The sequence below is a fragment of the Actinorectispora metalli genome, from assembly GCF_056323685.1.
The window spans coordinates 1,972,260-1,992,918 of sequence record NZ_JBREYE010000001.1 but is presented as its reverse complement, the minus strand read 5'-3'; the positions used below and the strand labels follow the sequence as shown (position 1 = coordinate 1,992,918).

Below are 20,659 nucleotides of genomic sequence, written 5' to 3'. Positions count from 1 at the left end.
GCCGCTCCACCCGGTTTTTCGGCGTGTTGTCCACAGCAGCCCCGGTTCTCCACAGATTGATCTTCGGCGGTTGGCGGCGGCCTCGCGGACCGGCAGCGTGGACCTCATCGCCCCGGCGGCCCGCCGAGGCCCGGAGGCAGGGGAGTGCCCATGGACGGCAACCGTCCCGTCGTGCTGGTAGGCGACACAGAATTGCTCGAGGAACTGCTGCGCACCGCGGCTGCGGTGGACTGCGAACTGGAACGCGTGCCCGATGTGACCGGCCTGCTCGGCCGCTGGTCGTCCGCACCGCTGATCGTCATGGACGGTGCGGCCCTGGAGGACTGCGCGGCCCTCGACCTTCCCCGCCGGTCGGGCGTGATCGTGGTCAGCAGGGGCAGACCGCCCACCCGCTGGTGGCGCCTCGCGGTCGACGTCGGCGTCGAGCGCCTGCTGGGGATCTCCGAGGCCGAACCCTGGCTGGTCAACGCCTTCGCCGAGGTTGTCGAGCGCCCCAACGGATCGGATGGTCGGGTGCTCGCCGTGCTCGGTGCCCGCGGTGGTGCTGGAGCGTCGGTGCTCTCCGCTGCCATCGCCGTCGCCGCGGTTCGCGCGGGTCACGGGGCGCTGCTGGTCGACTGCGATCCGCTGGGCGGCGGCTTGGACCTGCTGATGGGCGCGGAGCAGACCGAGGGCCTGCGTTGGCCGGATCTCGGCGTGCGCGGCGGCAGGGTCGCTGCGGGCAGCCTGCATGCCGCCCTGCCCGCGGTGAACCTGCGCGCGGGCAGTCTCACCGTGCTCTCCTGCGCCAGGGACGGCGAGGGGCCCGCTCCGGAAGCCGTCGGCCCGGTGCTGGAAGCGGGCCGACGGGCCGGTGAGGTCGTGGTCTGCGACCTGCCGCGGCAGCTGTCGCCCTCGGCCGTCGCGGTGCTGACCAGGACGGACCTGGCGGTGCTTGTGCTGCCCGCCGAACTGCGCGCCTGCGCGGCGGCCAAGCCGGTGCGTGCCGCGGTCTTGGCCACCGGCGTGCCGCTGGGTCTGGTGGTGCGCGGGCCATCGCCCGGCGGGCTGTCGCCCAAAGACATCGCGGCGGTGCTGGACCTTCCGCTGCTGGCCGTGATGCGTCCCGAACCGCGGCTCGCCGCCGCGGTGGACACCGGACGCATGCCCTGGCGGCCCGGAGGCCCGCTCGCCAGGGCCGCGGACACCGTGCTGGCCCTGGCCGCGACGGCCCGGGCGCCGCTGGGGGCCGCGGCATGAGCACGCTCGTGGACAAGGTGCGGCAACGCCTGGCCGTCGGCGGCGGCACGATCACCGCGTCGGTCGTCGCCGAGGCGGTGCGCTGCGAGACCGGCATCGCGGGCGACACTCAGGTGCTCGACACGCTGCGGCTGGTGCAGCAGGAGTTCGTCGGCGCGGGCGTACTGGAGCCCCTGCTGCGTCAACCCGGCACGACCGATGTCCTGGTCAACGCCCCCGACGAGGTGTGGACCGACGGGCAGGCCGGGCTGCGCAAGGAGCCGGTGGTCTTCCGCGACGAGGAGGCGGTGCGCAGGCTGGCGCAGCGCCTCGCCCTCGCCGCGGGCCGACGCTTGGACGATGCCCAGCCCTGCGTCGACGGCTGGCTCCCGCCGCCGACCGCGGACGCGGTCGCCGTGCGGCTCCACGCGGTGCTGCCGCCGCTGGCCGCGGGCGGAACGTGTGTGTCCCTGCGGGTCCTGCGTCCGGCGAGCCACGACCTCGACGCCCTGTGCCGCCTGGGCACCTTCGAGGAGGACGTGGCCACCCTGCTGCGCGCGATCGTCGAGTCCCGATTGGCCTTCCTCGTCGTCGGCGGCACGGGAAGTGGCAAGACAACACTGCTCAACGCCCTGCTGGGGGCGGTTCCCGACCGAGAACGCATCGTCTGCATCGAGGACGCGGGTGAGCTGAACCCGTCCCATCCCCACGTCGTCCGGCTGGTCGGCAGAGTGGCCAACATCGAGGGAGCGGGCGAGATCACGCTCTGCCACCTGGTGCGCCAGGCGCTGCGCATGCGGCCGGACCGGCTGGTCGTCGGCGAGGTCCGCGGCGCCGAGGTCTGCGAGTTGCTGGCCGCGCTGAACACCGGCCACGACGGCGGGGCTGGCACCCTGCACGCGAACTCCCCCGCCGAGGTGCCCGCCCGACTGGAGGCGCTGGCCGCCCTCGGCGGCCTGGACCGCCCGGCGCTGCACAGCCAACTCGCGGCGGCGCTCTCGGTGGTGCTGCACCTGCGGCGCGACGGCAGCGGACGACGCCGCCTGGCCGAGATCGGCCTGATCGACGCCTCGACCGGCCTGGTCCGGGTGCTGCCCGCTTGGCGCCGCGACACCGGCAGACAGCCCGCCTACGAACGGCTGCGCGAGCTCATCGACGCGAGGCGGGGGTGCGGGCCATGACCCCGGGGGCCGCACTGCTGGTCGGTGCGCTGGCCGTGATCGCCTGGCCGGAACACCGCTCGTTGAGCCGCCTCCGCGGGCTCAGCCGACCGGGGTGCGTTCGGTCTGGGTGGCGGCGGGCGTTGGCCGCGGGACGGCGGACGCCGCAGCCCGCGATCCTCGCGGTCGCGCTCGGCGGTCTCGGGTGGGTGCTCGCAGGCGTCGGTGGGGCGTCGGCCGCGGTCTTCCTCGGCCTCACCACCCGATCCCAATGGTGTGCGCGACGACGGGCGGCCCGCGCGGCCGCTGCCATGGCCGGATTCGGCCGGGCGCTGGGACTGCTCGCGGCCGAGCTGAGGTCGGGTGCTCATCCCGCGACCGCGGCCGAAGGAGCGGCGGCCGACAGCGAACCCGTCGCGGCCGAGATCCTGACGGCGGTGGCCTCGGCTGCGCGACTGGGCGGCGGCGTCGAGGAGGCGCTGCGGAACTGCGCCCGGTCCCGGCCGGAGCTTTCCGCGGCGCTGGGCAGGATGGCGACCGTCTGGACGCTGGCCGAACGCACCGGCATCGGCCTCGCGGACCTTCTCGACTCGGTGCGCGGCGACCTCGAGCACCGGGTGCGTTTCCACCGCGCGGTGGTCGCCAGGATGGCCGGGCCGAGAGCCAGCGCCGCCATGCTCGGCGCGCTCCCGGTGCTGGGGGTGGGCCTCGGCGAACTCATCGGCGCCCGGCCATGGCAGGTGCTGAGCCAGACCGCCATCGGCGGTGTGCTGCTGGCGGTCGGCACCGGGCTGATCAGCGTCGGGTTGCTGTGGAGCAGAAAGCTGACCGAGACGGCGGTGGCGTCATGAACCAGGCGGCCGCGCTCGTCCTGCTCGGCGCCGCGGTGCACCTCGGATCGCAGTCGCCTGCCCGAGTGCGGTTGCGGCTGCTGCTCGGCAGACCACGGTCGCCCGCGGCCCGAATGGAGAGCGGGTTGCTGCCGGTCCTCAGCGCGTTGGCGGTGGCCGGGGGAGTGCTGCTCGTCTCCGACAGCCTGCTCGGGCTGATCGTGGCTGTGGTGTCGGCCGGGACCGTTTACCGGTTCTGCCAACGCTGCCACGGTCCCGGAGCCAAGCCGAAGGCCGTCGAACCGCTGCGGCTGGCCGGGGCCTGGGAACTGCTCGCCGTATGCCTGCGGGTGGGCATGCCGGTGGCCGGTGCGCTCATCGCCGTCATCGGTGAACTGCCCGATCAGGCCGGACGTCCGCTGCGCGCGGTCGCCGAACTGCTGTCGCTCGGCGCCGATCCCGTGGCGGCCTGGGAGCCCGCGCTGCGGGATCCGAACACGGCGGCGCTGGCGGCGGCCGCCCGGCGCACGGCCCGTTCCGGTGCCGCGCTCGCCGGAGCGGCCGATTCACTCGCGCACGACCTGCGGGCGGCGGGCATCGACGCATCGGAGGCCAGGGCGGGCCGCGCGGCCGTGTTGATCACCGCGCCGCTCGCCGTGTGCTTCCTGCCCGCATTCCTCTGCCTCGGCGTGGTGCCCGTCGTCATGGGATTGGCGGGGCAACTGCTCGACGGGTGGTGAACAAATGTCCACAGTAGACGGATAAGTGACGGGAAGAAACCGACAAAGGCGCCCTCGGCGCCGGAACAGGAGAAAGTTATGACGCGGTGGATAAGACTCCGGCTGGGCGGAGTTATCACCGAAGACAGTGGAATGACCACGGCCGAATACGCCTTGGGGACGATAGCCGCTGCTGCCTTCGCCGCGGTGCTCTACAACGTGGTGACGGGCGGGTCGATTCTGGCGGCGCTGAATTCGCTTATCCAACGCGCGTTGACGGCGAGCTTCTGATGGCGGCGATCGGCCGGGCCGCCCCTCGCGGCGGTGAACGCGGGTCGGTGACTGTGGAGGCGGCCATCGCGCTCGGCGCGCTCGTGGTGGTGCTGCTGTTGGCGCTGGCGGGCCTCGGCGCGGTGCTGGCGCAGCTTCGGTGCGCCGATGCGGCGCGGGAAGCGGCCCGGCTGGTCGCCAGGGGACAGGCGGAGCAGGCGGGCGCGGCGGTATCGCGGATCGCGCCGCGCGGCGCCCGACTGGATGTGTCGACCAGCGGAGCGGAGGTCTCGGTCCGGGTGACAACGGGGGCGGGCGATCTGTTGCCGGGTATCAGGATCTCCGCGGAGGCCTTCGCCATCGCCGAGGAACAGGAGTAGACGATGGGCGGACCCGCGAACCCGGACACCACGGACTTGTGCACGTTCCGGGAGACCGGCAGCTTCTCCTCGGAAAACTTGAGGCGCAGCGGAAGTTTGGCGGGCGGGGAAAGCGGTTATGCCACGGTCTGGGTGTCCGTCGCGGTCGCGGCGGTGCTCGCCGTCTTCACCTCGGGGATGTATCTCGGCTCGGCGGCCGTGACCCGTCACCGGGCGGAGGCGGCGGCCGACCTCGCCGCGGTGGCGGCGGCGACCACGGCCGTGGACGGCGTCGCAGGCGCCTGCGCGCGGGCGGGCTGGGTGGCGACCCGGATGCACACCCGACTGCGGAGTTGCCGGTTCCAGGGCTGGGACGCCTTGGTCGAGGTGGAGGCCCGAGCGCAGGGACCGCTCGCCGCGTTCGGCGCGGCAGGCGGTCGGGCCAGGGCAGGCCCGCCGGATCGCCGACCGGATTGACGGCGGATGAGCGGACGCCAAGCGGTCGGTTAGGCACGGCGAGCGGCATTTCCGCTGGACCTTGTGCGAACAGCACGGGCGTGAAGCCGATCGCCGGACTTCAGCCGCCGTGAGAAATGCTGTTCACTCGTCGCTCCATAACGGCCAGTTAACGACGGAAGGTTTTGCTCGCACCCCTTCATGCCGTTTCTTTGTTCATGGCAGCGCACACGGCGCTGCGCAGGGACCGCGGTGCTCTGATCGACAGAGATCTTGACTGTCGATAGCACAGGTGCCGCGGGTTTCAAGGAGGCGAAAGCACGATGGATTGGTCGGACAGGTGGCGCGGCGCTTTCCGCATTGAGCTGCGGGCCGAGGCAATCGGCTTTGCGTGGCAGCGGTGGCCCGTCTTCCCTGGGACCTATCCGACCGGTACGCGCTGGGTAGGGCGCGACGGCGTTGAGCAAGCAGGGCCAGCCCCGATCGACCGGGACTGGGAAAATCGAGTGGGTGCCACCGCGGACCAGGTTGCCGACTGGTGGACCGGTAAGCCCTACTCGTTGCTCCTCGCCACCGGAATCGTCGTGGACGCCATCGAGGTGGGAGCCGATCTTGGCAGGCTCGCCGCCGTCGCACTTCGTGCCGCCGGAGTTCCGGTGCCCATCGCGGCAACCCCCGGCGGTCGCTGGTTGTTCCTCACCAAGGCAGGTCAGCAGTTGCCCGCGAAGCTGGCCTCCCACGGTGATGTCGTGCATCACGGAGAGGGCGGATTCATCCCGTTGCCGCCCTCCCCGTTCCTGCACGGTGTGGTCCATTGGAGGGTCAAGCCGCAGCTGTGCGGTTGGCACCTGCCCGAGCCCGAACTCGTGCAGGAAGCCCTTGGTGAAGCCATGCGCGTCACGGCATTCCGCGCCGCCGACGTCGACAGGCTCGCCCTCGCCCTCGCGGACCGCTGACGGCAGGGGGTGTCTCGTGGATCTCGATCGCGCTATCCGGAAGCAGGCCGCACCCACCTGCTGAGAGCGGATTCCGGCGACCGAGTTCCACGGGACACCACCTCGGCCGGGCCCGATGAGCCCCGACATCAAGCCCGGCCCCACAAACAACTACAGAGTGGATCGCTCGGCGTCGTGGCCGATCACCCGCAACACGATGTCGAGCAGGGCCACTGCCCCCGCCTTGTCCAGTGGTTCGTTGCCGTTCCCGCACTTCGGCGACTGAACACAGGACGGGCACCCAGCCGGGCACTCGCAGGATGCGACAGCCTCCCGCGTCGCGGCCAACCAAGGGATCAACGCGGCATAGCCGCGGTCGGCGAAACCGGCTCCCCCAGGATGCCCATCGTGCACGAAGACCGTTGCCTCCCCGGTGTCTTCGTGCAACGCGGTGGACACCCCGCCGATGTCCCATCGGTCGCAGGTCGCGAACAGCGGTAGCAGGCCAATCGCTGCGTGCTCGGCAGCGTGCAGCGCACCGGGAGTGCGCGCCGGATCAAGTCCGGCGCCCCCCGGTGCGCTGCCACGCAACAACTCCTCGGACACCGTGTACCAGACGGCCCTGGTCCGCAGGGTGCGCTCCGGCAGGTCCAGCGGCACCTGGTCCAGGATCGCCCCCGTCGGCAGTTTGCGGAGGTACCCCACCACCTGCGAGGTCACCGCGACCTCGCCGAGGCTGATCGACACACCGGCGTCGAATTCGCGCTCCTCGAGCGTGTTCAGCACCGCGATGTCCACGACCTCCCGCGGTGTCGTCGTCCAGTCCGGATTCTCCGCGTGCACCAGGGCGATGCCCTGATCCAGATCCAGATCGTCCACCAGATACGTGCTGCCCTGGTGCAGGTAGACCGCGCCGGGGTGCACCGTCGAGCACGCCCTGCCGGGGTCCACCGTGCCCAGCATGCGGGAGGTCTCGGCCTCCACGACCGCGATCTGGTCTCCGCCCGAGCCCCGGATGTCCACATCGGCGTGCGGCCGCTCGCGGGAGGTCCAGAACCAGCCGTGCGGCCGTCGCCGCAGCAGCCCGTCCGCGACGAGGGTCTCCACCACCTCCTTGCCCTGCAAGGCCGTGACGCAGTCCTCGGTCAGTGGAAGCTCGGCCGCCGCGCAGGCAAGCTGCGGAGCCAGCACGTAGGGGTTGGTCGGGTCGATGACGGTGGCCTCGATGGGCTTGTCGAACACCGCATGCGGATGGTGCACGAGGTAGGTGTCCAACGGATCGTCCCTGGCCACGAACACCACCAGCGCGCCTTCGCCCGAGCGGCCCGCCCGGCCTGCCTGCTGCCAGAACGAGGCCAGCGTGCCGGGAAAGCCCGCCACCACAACGGCATCCAGCCCCGCGATGTCCACTCCGAGCTCCAGGGCGTTGGTCGCGGCCACGCCAAGCAGGCGACCCGACAACAGCGCCTGCTCCAGCTTGCGCCGGTCCTCCGGCAGATAGCCCGCCCGGTAGGCGGCCACCCGGCCCGCCAGGCTCATGTCCACAGAGGACAGGATGTTCTTGGCCTCGAGCGCGGTGAGCTCGGCGCCGACCCTGGAGCGGATGAAGGCCAGGCTGCGGGCACCCTCCAGTACCAGATCGGCCAGGATGCGGGCCGATTCCGCACCGGCCGAGCGCCGCACCGGAGCCCCGTGCTCGCCTGCCAATTCCGCCAGTAGCGGCGGCTCCCACAGCGCGATCGTGCGGGCGCCGCGCGGAGAGGTGTCCTCGGCGACCGCAACGCAGTCCACCCCGGTGAGCCTGCCCGCCGAGGCAGCCGGGTCGGACACGGTGGCGGAGGCCAGGATGAACGTCGGTGCGGATCCGTACCGCTCGGCGATGCGACGCAGCCTGCGCAGCAGCAGGGCGACATGCGAGCCGAACAGCCCCCGGTAGGCGTGGCACTCGTCGACCACCACATAACGCAGCCTGCGGAAGAAGGTGGCCCAACGGCCGTGGTTGGGCAGGATGCCGCGGTGCAGCATGTCCGGGTTGGTGAACAGCCAACGGGAATGCGCCCGCACCCAGTCCCGCTCCACCATCGGTGTGTCGCCGTCGAACGAGGCCGGGCGGATGCCGTCCAGGCCAAGCGAGCTCACCGCGCGCAGTTGGTCGGCGCCGAGGGCCTTGGTCGGGCACAGGTACAGCGCGGTGGCCCGTGAGTCGGCCTGGAGGTGCGCCAGCACCGGCAGTTGGTAGCAGAGCGATTTGCCCGACGCGGTGCCCGTCGACACGACCACGTTCCGACCCGCCGCGGCAAGCTCGGCGGCCTCGGCCTGATGCGCCCACGGCCGCTCCACCCCGCATTCGAGCAGAGCGTCCCGAAGCTCCTGGCCGACCCAGGCCGGCCACTCCGCGTATCGGGCGGTCTGCTCCGGGATGTCCCTGGCGTGGGTCAGCGGGGACTCGCCATCGGCTACACCAGCGAGAACACGCCGGAGTAACACCTGCCCTTTTGGCGGGTGATCTTGCTCACTCAACGTAGGCTCCCTCACCTGCCTGCGGTGCCCCTTTTCTGAGTAGAAGCCAGGGTGAGCCCGGCTTTATCGATACGGAGAGTCATAAACTTCACCCCAGACTGCGCCACGGGTCACACGGTGGTGAACGTCACCAAGGGGCCAATAGACTCCCCGCCCATGACGTCGTCCACGGGCGCCTGACACGGTCTACCTCCCAACACTCGTCGGCTACTGAAGACGAGATGGCGGTGTCGAGGTCCGCGAGCGACTAGACCAACCCGTGCGCCGGTGCGTGGTCGCGGACTCTGCTCCGGTTCTACCGGATGCGCCTCCGCGGCCTGTGCTTGGCGCATTGACCCAAGCACATCAACCAGGAGGACGGATGTCCCGGCTCATCCTCGCCCAGGGAAACTGGGCGCAGGGCTTGGAGCTCACCGGGGGCGATCGCGGCCTTGTAGCTGTGGTCGCCGCCGTCGCTCTGGCCGCTCTTGCCGTCGGTTATGTCCTGCTTCGAGAGGTACTGGCCGCGGGCCAGGGCACCTCTCGCATGCAGGAGATCGCCAAGGCGGTTCAAGAGGGCGCAGCGGCTTATCTGAACCGGCAGTTCCGCACGCTCGGCGTATTCGTCGTCGTCGTTTTCGTACTGCTCTTCGCGCTTCCCGCCGACACCCTCGGTGAGCGCATCGGCCGATCGTTGTTCTTCATCGTCGGCGCGGTGTTCTCCGCGACCATCGGCTACCTCGGTATGTGGCTGTCCACCAGGGCGAACGTCCGGGTGGCCTCGGCGGCGAACGAGACCGGCGGCCGGGAGAAGGCCATGCGGATCGCCTTCCGCACCGGTGGCGTCGTCGGCATGATGACCGTCGGCCTCGGCCTGTTCGGCGCCGCGCTCGTGGTGCTGGTCTACGCGGGCGAAGCCCCGAAGGTGCTGGAGGGCTTCGGCTTCGGCGCCGCCCTGCTCGCCATGTTCATGCGTGTCGGCGGCGGCATCTTCACCAAGGCCGCTGACGTCGGCGCCGACCTCGTCGGCAAGGTGGAGCAGGGCATCCCGGAAGACGACCCCCGCAATGCCGCGACGATCGCCGACAACGTCGGTGACAACGTGGGCGACTGCGCCGGTATGGCCGCGGACCTCTTCGAGTCCTACGCCGTCACCCTGGTTGCCTCGCTGATCCTGGGCACCGCGGCCTTCGGTGTGCACGGTCTGCTGTTCCCGCTGATCGTGCCCGCCATCGGCGTGATCACCGCGGTGATCGGTGTCTACATCACCCGCGCCAGGGTCGGCGAGAACGGCCTGCGCACGATCAACCGCTCCTTCTACATCTCGGCCGTGATCTCGGCGGTGGCCTGCGGCGTGGCGGCATTCGCCTACCTGCCGACGTCCTTCGCGGAGTTGGAGGGTGTCTCGGACACCTTGCGCAACAACACGGGCAGCCCGGCCGCCATCGCCACCATCTCGGTGATCATCGGCATCGTGCTGGCAGGCGTGATCCTCTGGCTGACCGGCTACTTCACCGGCACCGAGCACAAGCCGGTGCAGGACGTCGGCAAGTCCTCGCTGACGGGTGCGGCGACGGTGATCCTGTCGGGTATCTCGGTCGGTTTCGAGTCCGCCGTCTACACGGCGCTGGTCATCGGCGGCGCGGTCTACGGCGTGTTCCTGATCGCACCCGCGGGCGTCGCGTTGTTCGCGGTGGCGCTGGCGGGCTGCGGTCTGCTCACCACGGTCGGCGTGATCGTCGCGATGGACACCTTCGGCCCGGTCAGCGACAACGCCCAAGGCATCGCGGAGATGTCGGGCGACGTGCACGGCGATGGCGTGGCGATCCTGACCGAGCTGGACGCGGTCGGCAACACCACCAAGGCCATCACCAAGGGCATCGCGATCGCCACCGCGGTGCTCGCGGCGACGGCGCTGTTCGGCTCCTACCTGAACTCGTTCACCGAGTCGCTGCGCGATGTCGGGGTGAACTTCGGGGTCGGCCAGCTGGAGAGCTTCGCCGTCTACTTCCCGAGCACCCTGGTCGGCATCATCATCGGCGCGGCCGTGGTGTTCATGTTCTCCGGCCTCGCCGTGAACGCGGTCTCCAGGGCCGCGGGCGCGGTGGTCTACGAGGTGCGCCGCCAGTTCCGGGAAAACCCGGGGATCATGGACGGCACCACCCGTCCCGAGTACGGCAAGGTCGTGGACATCTGCACCAAGGACTCGCTGCGTGAGCTCGCCACGCCGGGTCTGCTCGCGGTGCTGGCCCCGATCGCGGTCGGCTTCGGCCTTGGTGTCGGCCCGCTCGCGGGCTACCTGGCCGGTGCCATCGCGACGGGCACCCTGATGGCGATCTTCCTGGCCAACTCCGGTGGGTCGTGGGACAACGCCAAGAAGCTGGTCGAGGACGGCCACCACGGCGGCAAGGGCTCGGAAGCGCATGCCGCGACCGTCATCGGTGACACGGTGGGTGACCCGTTCAAGGACACCGCCGGTCCTGCCATCAACCCGCTGATCAAGGTGATGAACCTGGTGTCGCTGCTCATCGCGCCCGCTGTCGTGCTGCTCAGCTACGGCGAGAACGCCTCCCAGCTGATCCGCACCGTGATCGCGCTGGCCGCCGTCGCCGTGATCGTCGCCGCGGTCATCAACTCCAAGCGGCGCAGCACGGCCATCGCCGATGACACGCCCGCTCAGGACCCCGTGAGCAACGGCGCCACCTCGGCATGATCAACTAATCGGGAGTGAGGTCGCCGCTCGGAACGGCGACTGGGGGCGGGTCCACTCGGCAGGAATGCCGGTGGGTCCGCCCCATTTTTCGTGCTGGATTTCGTCACGAGGTGGAACTGATGCGGCGTCATCTCATCGCGATCGCCCTGCTGGTGGCCGTGACCCTGGTCTGGACCGTCAGCAGCGATTGAAGATCGGACGAGCAGGGGCGGCCCGGTGACCAGCCGCGTGCCGCCCCTCTTCGCACTTCAAGGTTCAAGCCGGGGTGCTCTGGGCGCACCTCCCGCCGGGATCGACCGGTCTGCGACGCCGCAGAGCGCATTGACGACATCCGCGAAGATCTCCGTGCCCGGCCGGAGGTTGTGCTGCACGAGCAACGCGGCGTTGGCCAGAGATGGTGGTGCGGGGAGGACAACCTCGGCCCGCTGCTGCGAGCGCGGTGCTGACCGCGGCCCGCCTGGCTTCTGGTCGTGAAAGCTCCTGTGCCGGAACCAGTGCGCGGCGCCGGGAGCGCCTGCGCGGAAGATCAGGCGGCGGGCCAGACCTCGTGGCCGACGCCGGTGGGTGATGGGCCGACCAGTTCGGCCAGTTGGGCCAGTCGCCGCCTGCCCGTGATGCGCAGGCCTGGGCCGCCCGCACGCGGGCCGAGCAGCTTTCCGGGCAGTCCGACCCTGGACAGCGCCGTCAGCAGCGGCTCATGCGTGCCGGGGGCATGCGGGTCGAGTCCGAACATGTAACCGCCGGGACCGCCCGCCCCCGCCGTGAGCGCCCAGATGTGCAGGGTGGCCCCGTCCATGCGGAAGTCATCGGGGACGGCCTTCACCGCGCCGCGCAGCCAGGCGCCCGCGAGCTTGGTCAGATCGCTGCGGAAGGCGGTTCGCAGCAGCGGGTGGCCCTCCTCGGAGCGGGACAGCTCGGCCTCCACTCCGCGCACCGCGCAGGCGGCGGCCAGCGCTCTGGCCCGCCAGGGCTCCTGCACCACGACCGACACGCGAGCCGCGGTGCCGCGACCGAAGCTCACCGCCTGACCGGGCCCGCACAGCAGCCCAGCCAGGTCCGCGATCTGAGGCCTGCTCACCTCTGCGGAGAGGAAGGACATCTGGTCCACCAGTCCAGCGTAGAACAGACGTTCGAGTTTGCGCGAGCCGACTCGCCGACAAGGGGCTGAACTTTTCTCCCGGCCGGGTGACGGCACAAGGCCTGTGGCGCAACGTCATGGCACGCTCCGCCGAGATCAAATCCAGCGAGGAGACTCCAGTGCCCTCCGTCCTGAGCGCGAGCGTGTTGATCACGGCCGCCCTGCTGCTGCCCGCCTGTGCCGCGGACGACGGGCACGACGCCGCGCTCTGGCTGGACCGGGTGTGCGACATCGCGCAGGAGATCCGTGACACCCAGCCCTCGTTCGACCGTCCCACCGCCGAGCCCGCGCGGGCAGGAGCGCAGGTCACAGAGTTCTACGCGCTGCTGATCGCCGACGCCGACCGCGGTGTCGATGACCTGCGCGCCGCCGGGCCGTCCCCGGTCGGCGACGGCGGGGCGGCGGTGCACCGGCTGATCGGGGTGCTGGAGAGCGGCAGGCGGGAACAGGCAGCGATGAAGGCCAGGTTGGACGCTGCCGGTCCGGACGCGACGGAGGTGCACCTGGAGGCGATGTCGGCCGCCGAGGGCTTCACCGACGAACGCGGCGAGGCCGTGCTGCGATTCGGCCGGACGGTCGGAAACGATGCGAAATTGGCGGACGCCTATGCCGCCTCGGCACAATGCCGCAGGCTGGAGCGTCCCGGCTGAGATACTGGAATCAACAAAGTTGCTCTGAGCAGCGGTTTGTATCTCGGTGCAGCCGGTCCGCGATAGGCCGGTCGCAGGCGCAGCCGAGGGGAGTTCGCCGGAACATTCGGACCGGCGCGGCGCGTTTCCCTCTTGACTGCCGTGGTTACTCTGGCGCGGAGCCCATGCTGACCAGCACAGACCCACAGTGCTTCGGCGAGAGGCCGTGGACAGCCCCGAGTGCGCGGGTCGCCGACCGGCGTGCACACTGGCGGGCTGAACGGGTGGATATACCCGGTGAGTGATGTTGACGGACAGGAGTAGTGCGGAGCGTGGCAGGAACGGCGGGCACGAAAAAGGGCGGTGGTGAGCGCCGCGGGCCCAGCGGCGGCAACCGACGACTGGTGATCGTCGAGTCGCCCACGAAGGCCCGCAAGATCGCCGCGTACCTCGGCTCCAACTTCGTGGTGGAGTCCTCCCGCGGCCACATCCGAGACCTGCCCCGAGGCGCCGCCGATGTGCCCGCCAAATACAAGGGACAGCCCTGGGCCCGCCTCGGCGTGGACGTCGACAACGACTTCGAGCCGCTCTACATCGTCACCGCCGACAAGAAGACCACCGTCAACGAGTTGAAGGCCGCGCTCAAGGACGTGGACGAGGTCTATCTCGCGACAGACGGTGACCGTGAGGGCGAGGCCATCGCCTGGCACCTGATGGAGACGCTCAAGCCCAAGGTGCCGGTGCGCCGGATGGTCTTCCACGAGATCACCGAGCCCGCCATCCGGGCCGCCGCGGACAACCCGCGCGAACTCGACCAGGACCTCGTCGACGCGCAGGAGACCCGCCGCATCCTGGACCGGCTCTACGGCTACGAGGTCAGCCCGGTGCTGTGGAAGAAGGTCATGCCGAAGCTCTCGGCGGGCCGGGTGCAGTCCGTGGTGACCCGCATGGTGGTCGAGCGGGAACGCGAGCGGATGCGCTTCACCTCCGCCGAATACTGGGACATCACCGCGAAGATGGACGCGGGCGAGGACGCATCGCCGCGGCAGTTCGGCGCGAAGATGGTCGCCGTCGACGGCAGCAGGCTCGCCACCGGACGCGACTTCGGCCCCGACGGGCAGCTCAAGAAGCCCGCCGAGGTGCGGCTGCTGGACGAGGCGGAGGCCCGGCGGCTGGCCGAGGCGCTGCGCAACGCGGCCTTCGAGGTCACCAGCGTCGAGGAGAAGCCCTACACCCGCAGGCCGTACGCGCCATTCACCACCTCGACGCTGCAGCAGGAGGCGGGCCGCAAGCTGCGGTTCTCCTCCGACCGCACGATGCGCACCGCGCAGCGGCTGTACGAGAACGGCTACATCACCTACATGCGTACCGACTCCACGACGCTGTCCGAGACGGCCGTCACGGCAGCCCGGTCGCAGGCCACCGAGCTGTACGGCGGCGAGTACGTGCCGCCGAAGCCGCGCCAGTACAGCAGCAAGGTCAAGAACGCCCAGGAGGCGCACGAGGCGATCCGGCCCGCGGGCGAGGTCTTCCGCACCCCCGGCGAGGTCGCCCGTGAGCTGGAGACCGACGAGTTCAAGCTGTACGAGATGGTCTGGCAGCGGACCATCGCCTCCCAGATGGCCGACGCCAAGGGCACCACGATCAGCGTGCGGATCACCGGCTCCGCCGCGAGCGGCGAGGAGTGCACCTTCTCCGCCTCCGGCCGCACCATCACCTTCGCGGGCTTCCTCAAGGCCTATGTGGAGAGCGTGGACTCCGAGGCGGGCGGTGAGGCCGACGACGCGGAGAGCAGGCTGCCCCAGCTGCGCAAGGACCAGCCCGTCACCGCACAGGACCTCACCGCAGACGGCCACTCCACCTCGCCGCCGCCGCGCTACACCGAGGCCAGCCTGACCAAGGCCATGGAGGAGCTGGGCATCGGTCGCCCGTCGACCTACGCGCCGACGATCAGCACCATCCAGAACCGCGGCTATGTGTGGAAGAAGGGCTCGGCCCTGGTGCCGTCCTGGATCGCCTTCGCCGTGATCGGCTTGCTGGAGCAGCATTTCGGGCGGCTGGTCGACTACGACTTCACCGCGGCGCTTGAGGACGAACTGGACGGCATCGCCTCCGGCCGCGAGGGCCGCACCCGCTGGCTGTCCGGGTTCTACTTCGGCGGCGACATCGGCCCCGACGGCTCGGTCGGCCGCACCGGCGGCCTGAAGAAGCTGGTCGGCAGCGGCGTCGAGCAGATCGACGCCCGCGAGGTCAACTCCATCCCGCTGTTCACCGGCCCCGACGGCCGCACCGTGACGGTGCGCGTCGGACGCTACGGCCCCTACCTGGAGCGGCTCGGGGACAACGGCGACTCGGAGCGGGCCAACCTGCCGGAGGACCTGCCGCCGGACGAGCTGAGCGTCGAGATCGCCGAGAAGCTGTTCTCCACCCCGATGGAGGGCCGCTCGCTGGGCACCGACCCGGTCAGCGGCCACGAGATCGTGGCCAAGGAGGGCCGCTTCGGGCCGTACGTGACGGAAGTGCTGCCGGAGCCCGCCGAGGGCAAGAAGGCGGCCAAGCCGCGCACCGGTTCGCTGTTCAAGTCGATGACGCTGGACACGGTCACGCTCGAGGACGCGCTCAAGCTGCTGTCGCTGCCCAGGGTGGTCGGCGCGGACCCGGCGAGCGGTGAGGAGATCACCGCGCAGAACGGTCGCTACGGCCCGTACCTGAAGAAGGGCACCGATTCGCGGTCCCTCGGCGGCGAGGACGAGATCTTCACCGTCACGCTGGAGCAGGCGCTGAAGATCTACGCCGAGCCGAAGAAGCGCGGTCGCCAGGCGGCGGCCTCGGCGCCCCCGCTGAAGGAACTGGGCAACGATCCGGTCTCCGGGAAGCCGATGGTGGTCAAGGACGGCCGCTTCGGTCCCTACGTCACCGATGGTGAGTTCAACGCGTCGCTGCGCAAGAGCGACGAGGTGGAGACGCTGACCGACGAGCGGGCGGCCGAACTGCTGGCCGAGAAGCGCGCCAAGGGCCCGGCACCCAAGCGGGCCAAGGCGCCCGCCAAGCGCAAGGCCAAGAGCCCGGCGGCGTCCAAGTAACCGATTCGAGACCTGCTACCGACGGGTTCACCCGGCTACTGTTGGGAGATGGACAGCTCGGACGCGCTGTTCGGGCCTGACGGCACCCAGGCCGTGCCACCGGAGCGGGTGCTGCCCGATCCGCTTGCCGGTCTGATCACCGGCGAATCGTTCCTGGCCCCGCACCCCGTGGCAGGCATCCCCGAGGTGCGCCCGCCGGAACCCGAGCGCATCGACCCGCAGGCGGTGCGCGCCGCGTTGCAGGCGGCCGAGATCGAACGGCATCGCCCGCCGCCGCGTAGGCAACGGCAACAGCGGCCCCAGCCGTCCTGGCCCGCGGGCTACCCGCCGCCGCGGTCCTCGGCTCGGGCCAGGCCGGCCAAGGCGATCCCCACCGTGCCCGCGTTAACCCTCCAGCAGGGTGGCTGCCGTAACCGGTCGGGCGGCTGCCTCGGCACCCTGATCCTCGGTGGGCTGATCGCCTACACGGTGCTCAGGGCGCTGGTGGACGGCTTGTCCAGCGCGATCCGCTGATCTTGGCGGAGCCGCGGTTAGGCTTGCGGGCGACTGCGCCTCACCCACGCAGGCAGAAGGGCACGTGTTGACTGCCACCACCGAGACCGACGCGGGCGCGACGAGCGCCTCCACGGTGCACCGCGTTCGCACCGTGCTGGCCATTCCCGCCTTCCGCAGGCTGTGGACGGTCACCTCTATCTGCGCTGTCGGCGACTGGCTCTCGCTGCTCGCGCTGTCCGCGCTGGCCACCAAGCTGACCACCGGCTACCAGGCGCAGAGCTTCGCGCTGGGCGGTGTGGTCGCCACCAAGCTGCTGCCCGCGATGCTGCTCGCGCCGTTGGCGGGCGCGCTGGCCGACAAGTTCGACCGCCGCAGGCTGATGGTGGTCTGCGATGTGCTGCGCTGCGGGCTGCTGCTGTCGATCCCGTTCGTCGGCTCGCTGTGGTGGCTGTTCGCGGCCACCTTCCTGATCGAGATCTGCGCGATGTTCTGGGGGCCCGCCAAGGACGCCTCCATCCCCAACCTGCTGCGGCGCCCCGACCAGGTGGAGACCGCCAACCAGTTGAGCCTGGTGATGACCTACGGCGTCGGCGTGGTCACCGCCGCCGCTCTGTTCTCCGCGCTGTCCGCGGCCGGTCCGGTGCTGAACCTGCCCGACGGCGCGACGAGCACCGTCTACGTGGCGCTGGTGATCAACGGCCTGGCCTACCTGGTGACCGCGATCGTCGTCGCCGCGCGGATTCCGGAGATCTCCGGGCGCACCGTGCGCGGAAGACGGGTCGACGCCCAGGGCGACGGGCTGATCACCATGCTGCGGGACGGGGTGCGCTTCGTGTCCGGCTCCCGGCTGCTGCGTGGCCTGGTCACCGGCATCACCGGCGCGTTCGCCGCGGGCGGCGCGGTGATCGCCTGCGCCAAGCTCTACTCCGCCAGCCTCGCGGGCGGCGACGCCAGCTACGGCATGCTCTTCGTCGCGACCTTCCTCGGTCTCGGCACCGGTATGGCCACCGCACCGAAGTTCGCGCTGCGCCTGCCGCACAACCGGCTGTTCGGGGTGGCGATCGTCGGCGCGGGCCTGACCCTGCTGCTGGTCGCGCTGGCCCCGCACCTGTGGATCGCGCTGGCCGCGGTGATGCTCGTCGGCTGGTGCGCGGGTGCGGCGTTCCTCACCGGCCTGACGATCATCGGTTCGCAGGTGGAGGACGCCATCCGCGGCCGCACGGTGGCCTTCGTGCAGTCGCTGGTGCGCATCGACCTGCTGCTGTCGATGGCGCTGGTGCCGGTGATCGTGGGTCTGGTGCAGCCGCACACCATCGAGGTGTTCGGCGAGAGCCTGCGGGTGGACGCCACCCGGCCGGTGCTGTTCGGCGCGGGCCTCCTCGCGGCCCTGCTGGGGGTGCTGGCCTACCGGCAGATGGACGACCGGCGGCAGAAGCCGCTGTTTGCCGACCTGATCAGCGCCCTGCGACCGCAGCCCCGCACCAGCGGCGGGCTGCTGATCGCCATCGAGGGCGGCATCGACGACACCGCGGCCCAGGCCAACCGGCTCACCGACTGGCTGGGCTCGGGCAGCAGGCCGGTGGTGTTGGCCAGCGACCCGTCCCATGAGGAGGCCAAGCTCCGCCGGGTGCTGGAGGCGGCCGCGCTGACCGGTCCGAGAGCGGGCGCGCTCGTGGGTGCCGCGGTGCGGGCCGACGTCGTTGAGCGCCGCATCCGCCCGGCGCTGGAGGACGGCGCGGTGGTCGTGATGCAGCGTTATGTGGACAGCCCGCTGGCCTACCTCGGCACCGCGGCGGAGTTCGAGGCCGGTGAGCTGGACACGCTGGTGGACTGGGCGACCGGCAGGCTGCGGGCCGATGTGACGGTGCTGCTGGACCGCGATTCGGCCAACGCGCACAGCGCTTCCGAATTGACCGGCGACCAGCACTGGCGCATCCAGCGCCTGCTCACCGAGATGGCCGCCGCCGACCCGGACCGCTACGTGGTGGTGGAAGCCGAGGGCACACCCGACGAAGTGGGCGAACGCGTCCGGCGGGCGCTGCGCCCGGTGCTCGCCGCCCGCGGCATCCCGATGCCCGATACTGTCGCAGAGGCCGACCAACCAGTGTCCTAAGTGGAGGATCACCGTGACTGAGGCACCAACCGGAGGCGTGTGGTCCGGTGTGGTCGGACAGCCCGCGGCGGTCCAGGTGCTGCACGACGCCGCGGTGGCCGCCGCCGAGATCGCCGCGGGGCGCCCGGTGATCCCCGGCGCCATGACGCACGCCTGGCTGTTCACCGGCCCACCCGGCTCCGGACGCTCCGTCGCCGCTCGTGCCTTCGCCGCCGCGCTGGAGTGCGAGGTCGGCGGGCCGCTGCGGGGCTGCGGGGAATGTGGGGCCTGCCACACGGTCATGGCGGGCACGCACGCCGACGTGAAGATCGTCATCCCGGAGGGCCTGTCCATCTCGGTCGCCGAGATGCGGGCGCTGGTGCAGGCCGCCGCCCGCAGGCCGACCACGGGCCACTGGCGGGTGGTGCTGATCGAGGACGCCGACCGGCTCACCGAGGGCGCGGCCAACGCGTTGCTCAAGGCCGTCGAGGAGCCGCCCGCGCGCACGGTGTTCCTGCTGTGCGCGCCATCGGACCACCCCGAGGACGTGTCGGTGACCATCCGCTCCCGCTGCCGCGTGATCGCCCTGCGCACCCCGCAGGCCGAGGCTATCGCGAATGTGTTGACGTTCCGGGACGGCATCGACGCCGCCACCGCGGACTGGGCGGCGTCGGTGTGCGGCGGCCACGTCGGCCGGGCCCGCAGGCTGGCCCGCGACCCGGACGCGCGGGCGCGCCGCGAGTCCGTGCTGCGGATTCCACTCGGCCTCCGCCGCGTCGCGGATGTGTTCACCTGCGCCGACGAACTGGTGAAGGCCGCCGAGGCGGAGGCGGCCGCGGTCAGCGAGAGCCGGGACGAGACGGAGAAGGACGAGTTGCGCACCGCGCTGGGCGCGGGCGGCTCCGGCAAGGGCACCGCCGCGGCCACCCGGGGTGCGACCGGTGCCATCCGCGAATTGGAGCGGCGGCAGAAGTCCCGGGCCACCCGCACTCAGCGGGACGCGCTGGACCGCGCCCTGGTCGACCTGGCGGGCTTCTACCGGGACGTGCTGATCACGATCTCCGGTTCCTCGGTGCCGCCCAACCACCCGGACAAGCTGGGCGACGCCAGGACCGCCGCGCAAAGCTGGACCCCCGAATCGACCCTGCGGCGGCTGGAAGCGGTGCTCGCCTGCCGCGAATCTCTCGAGCTCAACGTCAAGCCCCGCATCGCCGTGGAGGCGATGGTGTCGACCCTGTACCACGGCTGAGGGTGTCGTTCTCGATCACCGCGAGACCGGATACACTAGGCCCCGCGTCACGCCGCCTTAGCTCAGTCGGCCAGAGCGGTTCACTCGTAATGAACAGGTCAAGGGTTCGATTCCCTTAGGCGGCTCCACCCGGAACCCGCAGGTCACAGCTTCTGACCTGCGGGTTCTTGCTTTCGGAGATTGACTGAGCGTGCGTCTGGGCAACGGATCGGTGTCGGAGCGGCAAGACACCGCGCCCCCAAGCTCTGCCACTGGTACGCATTCGACAGTGGAGAAGAAAAAGCGCCTCTGGTTGGGGTGGGTCGCAGGCGGGTGTTTGTTCGGCACGGCGATCGGGTTCTTCGTGGGGGAAGTCTTCGGCGACCGGGCGGGTGGTGTCTACTTCCTGCTGTTCTTCGTCGCCGCAGCGCTGACAGGTGCCGTGTGGGGATGGCTCGAGGGCGGATCGACACGTCCCACCGTTGACGCCGCACCTGCCGACCGCGTCGCCAAGGTCCGAGACCTGATGGCGGAGACAAGCCGGGTGATGGCAGAGCTGGAGGACGACCTTTCCACCCGTATCCGGATCCTGGACGAAGTACAGGCCAAAGCGGAACGGTACGAAAAGGTCGCCTCGGTCAACAGTGAGCAGGCGCAGGCGATCGAGCAGATGATCGGTCGCCAGTTCCACCGCCAACAGGTGCGCGGCACCTGGCAGCAGGTGCTGTTCCTCCTGGCCGCGTTCGCCCTCGGCTTCGTTGTCAACTGGCTGTCGACGCCACTCTGGGACGGGCTCAGGGCGCTCTTCTGACCGCTCTGTGTCCCTGAATGAGTC

17 protein-coding genes and 1 tRNA gene are annotated in these 20,659 nt (G+C 70.7%); 16 read left to right on the top strand and 2 right to left on the bottom strand.

Annotated elements, in window-relative coordinates; genetic code table 11:
- The first annotated feature begins 150 nt into the window (after positions 1 to 150).
- The 8 genes from ssd to ACU6XJ_RS09135 all read left to right on the top strand — a co-directional run bounded on the left by ssd (position 151) and on the right by ACU6XJ_RS09135 (position 5,968).
- Positions 151 to 1,239, top strand: coding sequence for a septum site-determining protein Ssd (ssd, locus tag ACU6XJ_RS09170; protein ID WP_476308521.1), 1,089 nt, complete (start codon positions 151 to 153; stop codon positions 1,237 to 1,239).
- Positions 1,236 to 2,399 (top strand): TadA family conjugal transfer-associated ATPase, encoded by a 1,164-nt coding sequence (locus ACU6XJ_RS09165; protein WP_476308518.1) that lies wholly within the window; start codon positions 1,236 to 1,238, stop codon positions 2,397 to 2,399. The genes ssd and ACU6XJ_RS09165 overlap by 4 nt, the downstream gene beginning before the upstream one ends.
- The gene (locus ACU6XJ_RS09160; protein ID WP_476308516.1) at positions 2,396 to 3,229 is read left to right on the top strand and encodes a type II secretion system F family protein; all 834 of its coding nucleotides are present in this window, start codon (positions 2,396 to 2,398) and stop codon (positions 3,227 to 3,229) included. The genes ACU6XJ_RS09165 and ACU6XJ_RS09160 overlap by 4 nt, the downstream gene beginning before the upstream one ends.
- Positions 3,226 to 3,948, top strand: coding sequence for a type II secretion system F family protein (locus tag ACU6XJ_RS09155; protein ID WP_476308513.1), 723 nt, complete (start codon positions 3,226 to 3,228; stop codon positions 3,946 to 3,948). Before ACU6XJ_RS09160 ends, ACU6XJ_RS09155 begins: the two co-directional genes overlap by 4 nt.
- 78 nt (positions 3,949 to 4,026) lie before the next feature.
- Entirely contained in the window at positions 4,027 to 4,218 is a 192-nt protein-coding gene (locus ACU6XJ_RS09150) for a DUF4244 domain-containing protein (RefSeq protein ID WP_476308510.1), read from the top strand.
- The gene (locus tag ACU6XJ_RS09145) at positions 4,218 to 4,577 is read left to right on the top strand and encodes a TadE family type IV pilus minor pilin (RefSeq protein WP_476308507.1); all 360 of its coding nucleotides are present in this window, start codon (positions 4,218 to 4,220) and stop codon (positions 4,575 to 4,577) included. The genes ACU6XJ_RS09150 and ACU6XJ_RS09145 overlap by 1 nt, the downstream gene beginning before the upstream one ends.
- 3 nt (positions 4,578 to 4,580) lie before the next feature.
- Positions 4,581 to 5,033, top strand: a complete 453-nt coding sequence (locus ACU6XJ_RS09140; RefSeq protein WP_476308504.1) for an Rv3654c family TadE-like protein — start codon at positions 4,581 to 4,583, stop codon at positions 5,031 to 5,033.
- A 302-nt stretch (positions 5,034 to 5,335) separates the two neighbouring features.
- The gene (locus ACU6XJ_RS09135) at positions 5,336 to 5,968 is read left to right on the top strand and encodes a bifunctional DNA primase/polymerase (protein WP_476308501.1); all 633 of its coding nucleotides are present in this window, start codon (positions 5,336 to 5,338) and stop codon (positions 5,966 to 5,968) included.
- 150 nt (positions 5,969 to 6,118) lie between these two features.
- Here the strand turns inward: ACU6XJ_RS09135 and ACU6XJ_RS09130 are convergent, their stop codons facing one another.
- Positions 6,119 to 8,434, bottom strand: coding sequence for a DEAD/DEAH box helicase (locus ACU6XJ_RS09130; protein ID WP_476308498.1), 2,316 nt, complete (start codon positions 8,432 to 8,434; stop codon positions 6,119 to 6,121).
- Positions 8,435 to 8,828: 394 nt separating this feature from the next.
- On the opposite strand from ACU6XJ_RS09130, the gene ACU6XJ_RS09125 reads away from it, so the two are divergent.
- A complete protein-coding gene (locus ACU6XJ_RS09125) occupies positions 8,829 to 11,159 on the top strand; it encodes a sodium-translocating pyrophosphatase (protein WP_476308495.1) in 2,331 nt (776 codons plus the stop codon).
- A gap of 526 nt (positions 11,160 to 11,685) precedes the next feature.
- On the opposite strand, the gene ACU6XJ_RS09120 is transcribed toward ACU6XJ_RS09125, so the two are convergent.
- On the bottom strand, positions 11,686 to 12,258 hold the full coding sequence (locus ACU6XJ_RS09120; RefSeq protein WP_476313881.1) for a hypothetical protein: 573 nt from the start codon (positions 12,256 to 12,258) through the stop codon (positions 11,686 to 11,688).
- Between the two features lie 158 nt (positions 12,259 to 12,416).
- Between ACU6XJ_RS09120 and ACU6XJ_RS09115 the strand changes: the two genes are divergently transcribed.
- The 7 genes from ACU6XJ_RS09115 to ACU6XJ_RS09085 all read left to right on the top strand — a co-directional run bounded on the left by ACU6XJ_RS09115 (position 12,417) and on the right by ACU6XJ_RS09085 (position 20,635).
- A complete protein-coding gene (locus tag ACU6XJ_RS09115; protein WP_476308493.1) occupies positions 12,417 to 12,947 on the top strand; it encodes a hypothetical protein in 531 nt (176 codons plus the stop codon).
- Between the two features lie 311 nt (positions 12,948 to 13,258).
- Positions 13,259 to 16,009 carry a type I DNA topoisomerase gene (gene topA / locus ACU6XJ_RS09110; protein WP_476308491.1) on the top strand — a complete coding sequence of 917 codons (2,751 nt, stop codon included), beginning with the start codon at positions 13,259 to 13,261 and terminating at the stop codon, positions 16,007 to 16,009.
- Positions 16,010 to 16,057: 48 nt separating this feature from the next.
- Positions 16,058 to 16,522 carry a hypothetical protein gene (locus tag ACU6XJ_RS09105; protein ID WP_476308489.1) on the top strand — a complete coding sequence of 155 codons (465 nt, stop codon included), beginning with the start codon at positions 16,058 to 16,060 and terminating at the stop codon, positions 16,520 to 16,522.
- 64 nt (positions 16,523 to 16,586) lie between these two features.
- A complete protein-coding gene (locus tag ACU6XJ_RS09100; RefSeq protein WP_476308487.1) occupies positions 16,587 to 18,617 on the top strand; it encodes a bifunctional MFS transporter/dTMP kinase in 2,031 nt (676 codons plus the stop codon).
- Between the two features lie 7 nt (positions 18,618 to 18,624).
- Positions 18,625 to 19,845 carry a DNA polymerase III subunit delta' gene (locus ACU6XJ_RS09095; protein WP_476313879.1) on the top strand — a complete coding sequence of 407 codons (1,221 nt, stop codon included), beginning with the start codon at positions 18,625 to 18,627 and terminating at the stop codon, positions 19,843 to 19,845.
- A gap of 51 nt (positions 19,846 to 19,896) precedes the next feature.
- Positions 19,897 to 19,973 (top strand) — tRNA-Thr (locus ACU6XJ_RS09090).
- Between the two features lie 140 nt (positions 19,974 to 20,113).
- Positions 20,114 to 20,635, top strand: a complete 522-nt coding sequence (locus ACU6XJ_RS09085; RefSeq protein WP_476308486.1) for a hypothetical protein — start codon at positions 20,114 to 20,116, stop codon at positions 20,633 to 20,635.
- Positions 20,636 to 20,659 lie beyond the last annotated feature (24 nt).